Source organism: Nostoc sp. (assembly GCF_036917095.1).
In the GTDB taxonomy this organism is placed as follows: Bacteria; Cyanobacteriota; Cyanobacteriia; order Cyanobacteriales; family Nostocaceae; genus Nostoc.
Window position 1 is genome coordinate 131,294 of sequence record NZ_JBALFH010000034.1, and the last position, 12,290, is coordinate 143,583.

Genomic DNA, 12,290 nt, shown 5'->3' on the forward strand with positions numbered 1-12,290 from the left:
TCTATCATCACAAAATTAAGTCATTGATTTACTGAATCCCTTGCAAATATACTTGGCGATTAGAAATCGCGGCTATACAAACCAAGTTCGCCTGCGCGGACTCAAGAAATTGGAAACCCACGGAGGTGGGTTTTGTCTGTATAGCCGTGAATTCTATTCGCCAGGGCTAGATATATTTTTACGAAAGTGAGATGCTCCCAATTGCAACACCCTGCACTTAGGAGTACAGGGTGTAAAACAGCTATATTTTGTGTGATTCCCAGTTTCTATTTACCTCAAAGCCAATCTCGATAAGCTGATATTTCATTTACGCTGATTTCAAATGGCATCCCCTTACCAAATGGCGGATAAACGCGGATTTTACCATTCGTAGCAAACCGCTCTAACCTATTACCCAACTGGGGAATATTGCTGACGATATGCCAGTAAGATACTAAGTCAGGGCAATCAATAATTAATGTTAGAATGCTAGCATTTGTTGTGAGATACCACTGACAATTAGATAACAAGACTCGCGTAATGCGATCGCATGCTAAAAAAAAGCATCTGCCAGCAGACTGTTCTAGCTCCATTTGCAGCATTCCATCCTCTTTTGTTACCTCAGCGGGAGGTAAATCATCGGGAGGAAGCAGATATAGTTTAGAAGACATAATTTCGCACCTCTTGGTTGTAGCGCGTCAAACTATCCAGGTTTTTTTGCATATCCGTAGATGAGGGTTTGAGTGCTAGCGTACCTAAATCTAATTCATCCTGAAATTTCTTGATTTTGTCTCGACAAGTCTCCACATCACCGATAATTGAGTTCTCAATCAAATAGTCTTCATCGAAACAAATATTTGTGCGATCGAATGGTTTTTGGTTGGGATTGGCACTATTCTGTGATATTTCAGCCGAATTAGCTGTCATTTTCTTGCTAAATTGGCGAATGAAAGGTAACGCTTCACTCACTGCCTCATCAGATGTTTTGCCAACAAAAAAGAAGCGTGCCAACACGAACTTATCCGCACCACTAGAATTTAAGGCTCGATATTTGCTAACAGTATCCTTCAATCTCTCTAGGGAAAATGGGGGCCCACCCATCAAGCTGAAGGAATGTTTAGCAGCAAACTCGATACCCTCATCACCGCCAGTGGCAACATACACAGGGATTTGACTCTGCAATGGTTTTGGGTAAATTGTCAGGCGATCGCATTGATAATATTGCCCATTAAATGATACATCAGTTTCATATAAGAGCTTTTGAATCAATGCGATCGCCTCTAGCATCTTGGGACGGGATTCACTTGCTAGGGTCGCAAAATGCTTGTTTTGTTGGGGAAAGGGGCCGCCTTTAGCAACCCCAAATAATAATCGTCCATTGCACAGGTTATCCAAAGTGGCAATATCTTCCGCTACCCGAATCGGATTATGGAATGGCAGTAACACCGCCGCAGTGCCTAATTGGATAGTTGAAGTCAGCCCTGCCAAATGTGCCATTAACACCAACATGGACGGACTGAGATTGGATTCACTAAAATGATGTTCGCTCACCCAGGCTTCTTCAAAACCTAAACTTTCTGCCTGTTTTACCAGCGCGACTTGCTCAAAAATGGCACGACGAGCATCTTGGTGATGATTATCGTAATTGCAGAAAATTCCAGTTTTCATTACTTGCGTTAATACTTTGTGCTGGCTATTTTAGCGGTCGATAGGTTCGTAGTAGGCACTAAGCGTGCTTAAAGATTTGAGGACTAAAGTCTTCACTACAAACACCTTTACTCCTCTCCATTAATGCGATCGAACACTAATTTGCAACCCACTGCAACTCCAACCATAGACGTGGGTTATTGTGTTTGATGTTCGACATCGGGTCGCGCAATAATCGTTTGGCATTCATGCAGACTACCTGTACTAGACCCATGTTGTCTGCTACTTCCCTGAGTATTTCTTTATGGGCTTGCACACAGGAAATCATTTCGTCAGAGCAATAAATTCCTATATATTGCAAGCGTCTAGCAGGTCGTCCCCAAAAACAGGTGATGACTTTCACATAACACCCGTCTAGTAATTCTCCAACTTTTGGGTAGTAGTCATTGAGGACTCTTGTGAATTCTTTGGCTAAGATATCTTCAGCAATCATTGGAACTGATATTTCTGTAGCGTCCATCACGCTATTAATATAACATAATTTTATCAATTAAACATGACAAAATAGCCTAACAAGCTTAAATAAAATATTAAATATTACAAAAAAAAGAGGCATACATTGTTTAGTATTACCTCAGATTTGCGTAAAGCATATTTATATTTAAATATCAAACTTCAACACCAGATTCATTAGTCATTAGTCTAAGAGAAAACACGCCCAGCCAAGGGCTTGCTCAGGGCATCGCAAGGGATGGGTTTTAATTAGCCTGATATCATCAAAGTATTGGTTTTAATACCCCTAGCCTTGACGAATAGAATGAGACTGTTGGCGAATTAATAGATAATTTAATTCATCAGTTCAAATCAATTTTAATTTCTTTAAGTTTAGTGCATTTCAACACATTTTAGCTATGAACACTCAATTTATTGCAGGACGGCAAAGCAACACCAAACAATGATTTTCTCAGCATATATATTTGCAAAGGTAAGATGCACCCAAATACTCTCATATCAAAAATTATGAATTCAAAGAAAATGCATTTAAATAGCATATCTTAATATTGAATTCTCAATTTTGTCTTTTTAATTATTATCGAGCATTGCGTTCGCAAACTAAGACCTCTGCTACAATATCAGGCACATTTCCAAAGTCCGTAAATCCTTCAGAACCACGGATTGGCGATATAAATGTGTAGTTTGGGTCACACACTCCATTGTCATATACTTGAATAAACCACCTATCTGGAAATCCTTCTACACCTAATTCCACAGTGTACCAACTCTCGCCAATCAGACGAGAGTTAAAGATTGTGAACCAATCTCTATTTTCTTCTGAGATATTCCAATCTGCCATCAGCAGTTCTAAAGCTATTTGTCCCGCATCCGTTGAAGTCAACAGCATTTTTACTCCTTATTTGCAGCTTCAGGATTGGTAACTTCAGTATTGGGAATTTCTGGGTATAAACCCAATTCTTTAGCTAGCTCGCGTGCAACAAAAAATAAAAACTTAGCACCATCTTGATTGCCTTCATGAGCAAACATAGTAGCTACTTGTAACATTGTTTCTACAAAGCCAGAATCAATCAATTCTGGTTTAGATTCTAAAATTTCTGGTTCATGACCATTAGGGCATTTTAGTAACTCATCAATCAGATTAAAATAGAGTTGTTGGCGTTGTTCTGTCATGGTACTTTTGTTGAGTTGAGTGAGTAAATTGTGAATTGGTTACTGTTCGATACTTTGCTGCCACAGCCTTTCCAACATTTCAACTTGTTCTTTTAAAACAGCCGCGCGATGAACAAGATATCTGTCGTAAAAGAGAATCCCTAATCCAATACAAATAGGGGTTAACAAGAAGAACCATTGTAGGATAGTGGCAAATTTATATTGTTCAGCAACAGTCAGCATTTGATGAACCACATTACGGTCAGAAGATTGGATGCTAGTCTGAGGGGAATGTGTACCTTCTATCTGGGGAGCCAAAGCGGGAGCATCTCTACTAGTATTGTTGACTTCGTAGGCTAAATTCTGGGATTTTACTAACTCTAGATGTCGCTCCCAGATTATGCCAAATACTACTACTCCTGGAGAAAGCACTACTAAAGTAACTACGCAAACTGTGAGAACACTTAAAAGTTTGGCTTTCATCTTGGCTCTCCCTTGCTAGGTAGTATGCACCCAGTAAGAAAATATCTTTTGCTGTTTATCTAAAGTAGCTATATACTTCTACCTCTTAAACAGTTTTGATATTAAAATATGTGTAATCGATAATTTTTACAATCGTTAGTTGTCAGTTATTGTTCTAATTACCACTGACCACTGACCACTGAAAATTTACCAAGCTTTTCAGAAAACGTAGGATTATTGAGTCAGAAATAACGCACTCAGATTCAGAGAACGTGGTTTCAACCTACTCCCAAAAGAGAGATTAAGAAGTCCCCCCTAGTTCACTAAGCTTTCGCTCAGGAATGTTGGGGGGTAGAGGGGAATCTCTGCGTAAATCCTATACGATTTATATCAGCCGCTCTCCACAAAACAGTTTACCCTAGCCCCGTTAAGATTATTAAATTCATTAGAATAGTACTCAAAGCCTGAAATCCTCACCCGATAAGTATTATAAAAATTAATTGGGGTATGGGTGCTAGTGTTTTTGGAACAGGGTTCTAGTATTTTTGAGGTGGGGTTCTGGTGTTTTTGCACTCAAGCTCAATCCAATGTAGGCAATGGTTAAGGACTGTTTTTGATGCAATTTTGGGCAAACAAAATCTGCACTCAAAAGAAAATATCAATGTCTTTTGATAAAGATAGACCAATAAATTAGGAAAAGCAATTAAATGTTTTGAAATTAAATTATATTTCCATAACAAATAGACAAAAATGTTAAAAGTTATTCATATATACAGAATTAGAGAAATTGAATCTCAGCCCAAGAAGTGATAGTTAGCAATTTCAAATGGTAAAATATAAATATGGCAAGCTGGCCGTCTGCTGAAGCGATCATTAATCAGAACATCTGATAAAAGTTCTTCCTAAACTTTCATATGTTGGAATTTAGTTAGAATACATAGTATATGCACTCATTTACAATAAACGGCAAATTCATACACAAAAGCTGATTGTTATAAGTAAATACTCTGTACTAAGATTTAGAATTGTAGGAGTTAAATAATGCGGATTGCTCAAGACGTAACAGAACTGATTGGAAGAACTCCTTTAGTTCAACTGAACAAGATTCCTCAAGCTGAGGGAGTAGTAGCAAGGATAGTTGTCAAATTAGAAGGCATGAACCCAGCGGCTTCGGTGAAAGACCGCATTGGTTTAAGTATGGTACTCTCAGCAGAAGCGGCTGGCTCAATTTCCCCCGGAAAAACCATCTTAGTTGAGCCGACTTCCGGTAATACAGGAATTGCTCTAGCGATGGTAGCAGCAGCGCGTGGCTACCGTTTGATTTTGACAATGCCAGAGACGATGAGCCAAGAACGACGGGCTATGCTCAGAGCTTATGGTGCTTCTTTGGAGTTGACACCAGGCGCAGAGGGAATGCGGGGAGCTATTCGCAAAGCCGAAGAAATTGTGGCTAATACAAACGATGCTTTTATGCTGCAACAGTTCCGCAACCCTGCCAATCCCAAAGTTCACCAAGAAACCACCGCAGAAGAAATTTGGGCAGATACAGACGGAGAAGTAGATATCGTCATTGCTGGGGTAGGGACTGGGGGAACGATTACTGGGATTGCAGAAGTACTCAAACAGCGCAAGCAGACTTTTAAAGCGATCGCAGTTGAACCCAGCAACAGCCCAGTTCTCTCAGGCGGTGAAGCCGGGCCACACAAAATTCAAGGTATTGGTGCCGGATTTATCCCCGATGTTCTCCGCCTAGAATTGGTTGATGAAGTAATTAGAGTCAGCGATGAACAAGCGATCGCTTACGGGCGACGTTTAGCAAAAGAAGAAGGCTTATTATCTGGGATATCCTCTGGTGCAGCTTTGTGTGCCGCAATTCAAGTAGGAAAACGCCCAGAAAATGCTGGACGTTTAATCGTGATGATTCAGCCTTCCTTTGGGGAACGTTACCTCAGCACACCCATGTTTCAAGACTTGTCTTTAGAAACTGCTGGGGTGCGTTAAGGAGACAGGGGGACAAGAGAGTAACGAATCTCTCTGTCCTTCTCATTTGACTCTAGGACTTCACTCAGTGCAAGTCCCTTGTTAGCTTTGCCAATAGCGCAGGTACTTGTGAAAGACTATTAATCTTGTCCCCATCATAGAAGTCAATCCCGGAAGCCTTCTGTTCGCGATCGAGCCAAACTCCCAGCATTCCAGCTTTTGTCGCAGCGATCGCATCCAACTTCAAGTTATCCCCAATGTAGATGCAATCTGATGGAGATTCTCTAAGCTCCTCACACGCGTATACAAATATCTCTGCCGATGGTTTCGCCGCTCCTGCTCTTTGGGATGTGACAACAACATCGAATTTTGAAAAAATACCACAGTGTTTGAGTTTGTTAATCTGTTGAGCCTCTTGACCATTTGTTATAACTCCAACCTTGTACTCGTCTAATTTCCCAAGGCATTCCAGGACATCATCGAACAACTGGCACAACCCAACATAACGCTTCCAATACTCCAACAGCAGAGCATCAGCCGTCCTATCAGAAAATACATATCCATATTCACTAAACGACTCTTGCAACTTCCCCCGTCCTGACTCCTGAAAACTTACCTGACCATCGTAGAATTTGCGATACCACGAAGCGTTAGCTGATATCCATTTCTCTACAAATTTGTTACAGTCTTGGCTTCGTCCAGGCAAAACCTGCACGAACAGTTCCTCAGAAGCACCTCTAATCGCAGCGTTATGGCGGATGAGAGTATCGTCTAAATCAAACAGGACAGTTTTCATTGCCAAGCTAACTATGTATTAAGCCACAACTACTAAAAAGTGTAGCAACTGTCTTAAAACTCAAGCGATCGCAAGCCGTATTTCAGCCTCTAGACAGCAACAGCAACCTTCTTGCTAACTTCCTGGCAAATTGGAATGCGGATTTGAAACTCCGCTCCCTTGCCGAGTTCTGAGGTGCAAGAGAGCGAACCACCATGTTTTTCGGCGACAATTTGGTAGCTAATCGACAAGCCCATACCTGTCCCTTTGCCCACAGGTTTTGTGGTGAAGAAAGGATCGAACAGGCGTTGCCGAAAAGACTCTGGTATACCTAGACCATTGTCTGCAATCCGGATTTCGATTTGATGAGCATCAATTTGTTCAGTGTAAATAGTAATAGTTGGAGTTGTTATTTCTCCTTGATTGCTCGTTAATGACTCATCCAAAGCATCGATTGCATTACTCAACACATTCATAAACACTTGATTGAGCTGCCCTGCATAGCATTCCACTTCGGGCAGGTTGCCGTAGTGTTTAACAAGCTCAATACCGAGACGATCCGACTTTGCTTTCAGGCGATGTTGCAGAATCATTAAGGTACTGTCAATGCCATCATGAATATTAACGGCTTTAATCTCGGCTTCGTCCATGCGTGAGAAGGTTCGCAAGGAAGCGACAATTTGACGAATTCGGTCTGCCCCAACCCACATAGAAGACAGTAGCTTGGGCAAGTCTTCCAGCAAAAATTCTAGATCGATCGCCTCCGCTTCTTCCTGAATCTCTAGATGGGGAGATGGGTAATGTTTCTGGTAAAGTTCCAGCAGTCCCAGCACCTCTTGGGTGTAAGTGTTGGCATGAGTTAGATTGCCAAAGATAAAATTGACTGGATTGTTGATTTCGTGGGCAACGCCAGCTACTAGTTGTCCTAAGCTTGACATTTTCTCAGTCTGCACAAGATGAGCCTGAGCTTGTTGCAATTTATGCAAAGATTTTTCGAGTTGTTTCGCTTTTTCTCGCTCTCGCGTTTCGGATGCTTGCAAAGCTTCATTATTAGCTTCGAGTTCTTGTGATTTAGCTTCCAGTTGTTGGGAGTAAGCTTGTAGGTTGGTGTAGAGACGGGCGTTCTCGATCGCAATCGAAATTTGTGCTGTCAACAGACTTAGTACATTCACTCGTTCTGAAGTAAAAGCACCTGAAATGAGCTTATTTTCCAGGTAAAGAATACCAGTAAACTTGCCAGAGTGAATCAATGGTAAACACAAAATGGATTTAGATTGGTAAGTGGTGATATAAGCATCAGCAGCAAAACGGGAGTCTTTAACAGCATCGTTTAAAACCAGGTTCTCTCTGGTTCTTTCAACATAATTGAATAAGGCAATCGGGAGTAAAGGTGAATCAGTCTCATCCTGTCCGTTAACAACAACATTAATGTTCTTACCTTCAAGCATTCCCGATGCTTCTAGCATCCATTGATTCTCGTGTTTAGCAATAAAGTAACCTTGTTGAGCGCCAGCATTTTCGATGACATTTTTCATCAATTTTTCGAGCAAGCGACTCAGCACCATTTCTTCTGACAAGACTTGTGAAGCTTTCATCACCGTGAGCAAGTCGAGAATTTCGCTGCCTCCAGTAGTCGTAGAGCTTGTTTCAATAGTTGGCAGGTACTTCGTTTCTAGTTTTTCTGTGTTTGATTGCACAATCAATCGGGGATAGCGTGCTTCTAAGTCTTTGACTTTAGCGATCGCTCCCCAATGGCTGTAGGTGTAGTAAGCATTTGTCATGTATGTTTGGGCGATCGCTTGTTTACCCCATGACAAATAGAATTTGGCAGCGAGTTCGTGGGCGAGGGCTTCTTCGTTGATGTACTCGTTTTCTTTGGCAAGTGCGATCGCCTTATCGTACATCTCGATCGCTTCGATTTTTTCGCCTAAAACTCGATGCCGTTCTGCCTCTACTAAATAGAATTTGTGTAAATGATTCATTGGGGCATAATCTGCCCATTTTTGCATTTTTTCTTGATTAGCTTGGACGCGATCGAGGATGGCCTTTTGCTCTGACTCTGAGCGATCGCCATACACCGCTAGCCGTACTAAAGAATCGTAAAAATTAAATACAGGAACAAAGGGCATTCCTATTACTGCATCTAAATACTTCTCTGCTATAGCGAGATTCTCAATCGCTTCCGAGTAATTTTCAAACCAATAACAAAGCAAAAATTTGTTCAAATATATGTAGCCAACTCCCGCATAGTCGTTTGCTTGCTGGTGTAGTGGCAACCTTATCTGTTCATCACAGGCTTCACCCTTGATCAGGCAGGGATTTTCATTTTTTCCCAGTAGATTTAAGGTAGCCTGCCAATAGATTTCTATATAATTAAGCGTTGTTTTTTGCTTAATTTTATGAATAGCATCTCTGTTTCTTGCGATCTCTTTTTCAAGGACAGTCAGTTCTTTACCGCTAAAGTAAGCTAAACAGGAGTACTGTAGTAAACAATAGCCTGCATATTCTAAATCTCCTGTCTCCATTCCGCTAGAGTAACTTGACAGCAAAGGCTCTAAGGTTTCTCTCAGATGCTCTTTCCAATGTCGGATAAATAGATTTACGATGAAAACTGTCTTGGCTTTGATTTCTTGAGCATTTAACTTCGACACTAGATTTAAAGCCAACTGACCAAATTTATAGCCTGAATCAATATCTCCCACAATGGCACAAAGAAGAAAACCATAATTGGCATAAGCAAAGGGAGAAACGGCAGCATTACCATATTCGACGGATAATTGTACTTGTTTGCACACCGTCAAGGGCAACAGTGCAGGAGCAGCAATATATGCAGGAGCAAAGATACTTGACAAAAGTCTAATGGCTGCTAATTTATAGCGATCGCTCATTTGAGGCAGGTCAATTAAATCCTCAATTCGCGTTCCACTCAAAATTGCCGCAGTGTCCGCCAGACCTTGCCCAATATCTGACGCGTTCGCTTCTTGAGGAAACTCCACCCCTAACAGCTTTAAAACTTGCAGTGCTGTGTTAACCGCTTCTAGTAGCCTGTTCTGCGCCATATAAGCTTGCATCTGGACTTCATACACTTTAATTTTGTCCAGTAGCGTCACAGCAGAGTTTTGTACTATCTCAAACAATCTCTGCATTTCTGCAAAATCACCGCTCAAAAAAGCTGCCTCTGCTGCTTCTGAGTGCAGTGTTAATGTCAGTTCATATTCACACTTCCAGCTTTCTTCTACTAACAGTCCCAAACCAACTTGCAAATATTTGATGGCGGAATCGTGCGCTGTGGCTGCTTTTGCTCTCTGACCGGCGATGAGGTTTAGTTCTGCAAATTGATATTTTTCTGTTTCAGATATCAGTAGATCGGTACCGTAATTAAGTTGATTAACTAAAGCAAATATATTTTCTTTGCGTTCTTCTGGTGTCGTATTTTGTAGCAGTAATTGACCAATTTTCAGATGCGTTGCTTTCTTCTGCTGATCGGGAATCAGAGAATACGCTGCTTGCTGTACTCTGTCATGTAAAAACTTGTAATCAACCTTGACATCTGTTAAAGCAATCCCACCTGATTCTTCCTGACTAAATGCTAAGGGAATTTTGTAATCCTGATTTAACGGCAAAATTAACCCGGCTTGCAGGGCTGACCACAATTGCGCCGCAGTCGTTAAAGAAGATGCTTCGTTAACGATCGCTAATATATCCAGATTGAATGTATTACCAATACAAGCAGCCAGTTTGAGTACTGACTGCGTTTCTAGAGACAGTTTGCGAATGTTTCTTGCCGTCAATTCCACCACATTCAGATCGGTAAGACCGATCGCTTGAATATGTTGGATATCCCACTGCCAAACTCCAGACTGGAAGTCATACGTTAACAAGTCTTCTTGATGTAGAGTTTTCAGCAGTTGCGTTAAGAAGAAAGGGTTTCCTCCAGTTTTGTGGAACAGTAATTCTGCTAATGGCTTGCTGGCTTCTGTGTCATTCAACGTATCGCTAATTAATGCTTCCACATCAGTTAACTGCAATGGTGCCAAGACGATGTTATCTACCACCGCACCAGAGGATTGAATCTTGTCCAAACTCAGCATAAGTGGATGGGTGGGCGACACTTCATTATCTCGATACGCGCCGACTAACAATAAATACTTGCGCTCGCTATCCGTCATCAATAGCTCAATGAAGTTCAGCGATGCCGAATCTGCCCACTGCAAGTCATCGAGAAACACAACCAAGGGATGGTCTTGGGTGGTGAATACGCCAATAAATTGTCCAAAAACGCGATTGAAACGATTTTGAGATTCAGCCGCACCCAGTTGTGTTACAGGTGGCACAGTTCCAATAATTAGTTCGACTTGTGGAATCACATCAATAATGACTTGCCCATTCTCTCCCAACGCAGTTAAGAGTTTCTCTTTCCACACTCGGATTTGGGCTTCGCTTTCGGTAAGTAATTGCCCAATTAAAGATTGGAACGCCTGAATCAACGATGCATAAGGAATATTGCGCTTGAACTGGTCAAACTTACCTGCAATGAAATAACCCCTTGCTCCCACAATTGGTTTATGAACTTCATTAACGACACTCGTCTTGCCAATTCCCGAATAACCAGAGACGAGCATAAGTTCGCTGCTACCACCTGCCACACGCCCAAACGCAGCCATCAATGTTGCTACTTCTGCTTTGCGTCCGTATAGCTTTTGCGGAATCAAAAAATACCCAGATTTGTCCTGTCTTCCCGGTACAAAGTTTTCAATCTTTCCAGTTGTTTGCAGTTGAAACAAACATTCCTCTAAATCCGCTTTCAGTCCCCAAGCGCTTTGATAACGCTCCTCTGCTGTTTTCGCTAATAATTTTAAAATAACTGCACTAATCGCTTCTGGCACATCTCCCAAGACGCGGCACACGGTTTCGCTACAGGGTGCGGCTGGTGTTTTGGCAATGTGACAGTGAATCAACTCCATCGCGTCAACAGCTTGAAAGGGCAAAACACCCGTCAGCATTTCATACAAGGTGACACCCAGCGAATAGAAATCGGTGCGATAGTCAACCGCTCGGTTCATTCTACCCGTCTGCTCAGGCGACATATAAGCAAGCGTACCTTCGAGCAAATTCGGATTGCTTAAAGTGGGATTTTCTTTATCAAGACGTGAGGAGATACTAAAGTCAATCAGTTTGGCTTCGCCAGAATCGGGGTCAATTAAAATATTGTGCGGCTTAATATCTTTATGAATAATTTGTTGGGCGTGCAATTCTCCTAAAATTTGTGCCAGATTAATCCCCACCTTGAGGAAAGTAATCAAGGTGGTTGTTTGAGTTGCAATTAGTTCTTGGAGTAAGCAACCCGGAATGTCTTCTAAAATTAAAGCCAGTCCATGCTGATAATTCTTTAACTCGTAAGCTTTAACAATGCCAGGAATTTCCAGAGTCTCAATGATTTGATATTCGTGGCGCAGTCTAGCTATGTCTTCTAAGAGCGGATGTTCGCACAGGAGAGTTTTGACAATGACAGAGGCGTTATCAGTTTCTCGCCGTCCACGATAAATGACGGTTTTACTACCGGAGTGAAGGGTTTCGAGGAGTTGATAACCAGATAAAGTAGCTCTCATTGTTTTTTCTTGCAATATAAGCATTCTTAATATGCCCATGCAAGTTTAGCCTTGTAACATTTGTCACTAAAGTAAGTATAATTTCACGATATGTTACAAATATAGCGCTTCTCTGTTGAGTGCAATACAGACCTAACCCCCAGCCCCTTCCCTATAAGGGAAGGGGAGTAAGA

At 41.6% G+C, this 12,290-nt stretch carries 9 protein-coding genes; 1 reads left to right on the plus strand and 8 read right to left on the minus strand.

The window, feature by feature from the left end; translation table 11 throughout:
• Nucleotides 1-275: 275 nt before the first annotated feature.
• The 6 genes from V7L01_RS17920 to V7L01_RS17945 form a co-directional block, all read right to left on the minus strand.
• Nucleotides 276-650, minus strand: coding sequence for a hypothetical protein (locus V7L01_RS17920; protein WP_335036945.1), 375 nt, complete (start codon nt 648-650; stop codon nt 276-278).
• Nucleotides 640-1,647 (minus strand): LLM class flavin-dependent oxidoreductase, encoded by a 1,008-nt coding sequence (locus V7L01_RS17925; protein WP_335036946.1) that lies wholly within the window; start codon nt 1,645-1,647, stop codon nt 640-642. The genes V7L01_RS17920 and V7L01_RS17925 overlap by 11 nt, the downstream gene beginning before the upstream one ends.
• 136 nt (nt 1,648-1,783) lie before the next feature.
• The gene (locus tag V7L01_RS17930; protein WP_167407650.1) at nt 1,784-2,146 is read right to left on the minus strand and encodes a hypothetical protein; all 363 of its coding nucleotides are present in this window, start codon (nt 2,144-2,146) and stop codon (nt 1,784-1,786) included.
• 570 nt (nt 2,147-2,716) lie between these two features.
• Nucleotides 2,717-3,028 (minus strand): hypothetical protein, encoded by a 312-nt coding sequence (locus V7L01_RS17935; protein ID WP_335036947.1) that lies wholly within the window; start codon nt 3,026-3,028, stop codon nt 2,717-2,719.
• Between the two features lie 2 nt (nt 3,029-3,030).
• Nucleotides 3,031-3,312, minus strand: coding sequence for a hypothetical protein (locus V7L01_RS17940; RefSeq protein WP_335036948.1), 282 nt, complete (start codon nt 3,310-3,312; stop codon nt 3,031-3,033).
• Between the two features lie 39 nt (nt 3,313-3,351).
• Nucleotides 3,352-3,774 carry a hypothetical protein gene (locus V7L01_RS17945; RefSeq protein WP_335036949.1) on the minus strand — a complete coding sequence of 141 codons (423 nt, stop codon included), beginning with the start codon at nt 3,772-3,774 and terminating at the stop codon, nt 3,352-3,354.
• A 1,020-nt stretch (nt 3,775-4,794) separates the two neighbouring features.
• On the opposite strand from V7L01_RS17945, the gene cysK reads away from it, so the two are divergent.
• Nucleotides 4,795-5,754 (plus strand): cysteine synthase A, encoded by a 960-nt coding sequence (cysK, locus tag V7L01_RS17950; protein ID WP_335036950.1) that lies wholly within the window; start codon nt 4,795-4,797, stop codon nt 5,752-5,754.
• Between the two features lie 64 nt (nt 5,755-5,818).
• Here cysK and V7L01_RS17955 read toward each other — a convergent pair whose 3' ends face one another.
• Together V7L01_RS17955 and V7L01_RS17960 are read right to left on the minus strand one after the other, a co-directional pair.
• Nucleotides 5,819-6,529 carry an HAD family hydrolase gene (locus V7L01_RS17955; RefSeq protein ID WP_335036951.1) on the minus strand — a complete coding sequence of 237 codons (711 nt, stop codon included), beginning with the start codon at nt 6,527-6,529 and terminating at the stop codon, nt 5,819-5,821.
• A gap of 89 nt (nt 6,530-6,618) precedes the next feature.
• Nucleotides 6,619-12,117, minus strand: a complete 5,499-nt coding sequence (locus V7L01_RS17960) for a trifunctional serine/threonine-protein kinase/ATP-binding protein/sensor histidine kinase (RefSeq protein ID WP_335036952.1) — start codon at nt 12,115-12,117, stop codon at nt 6,619-6,621.
• Nucleotides 12,118-12,290 lie beyond the last annotated feature (173 nt).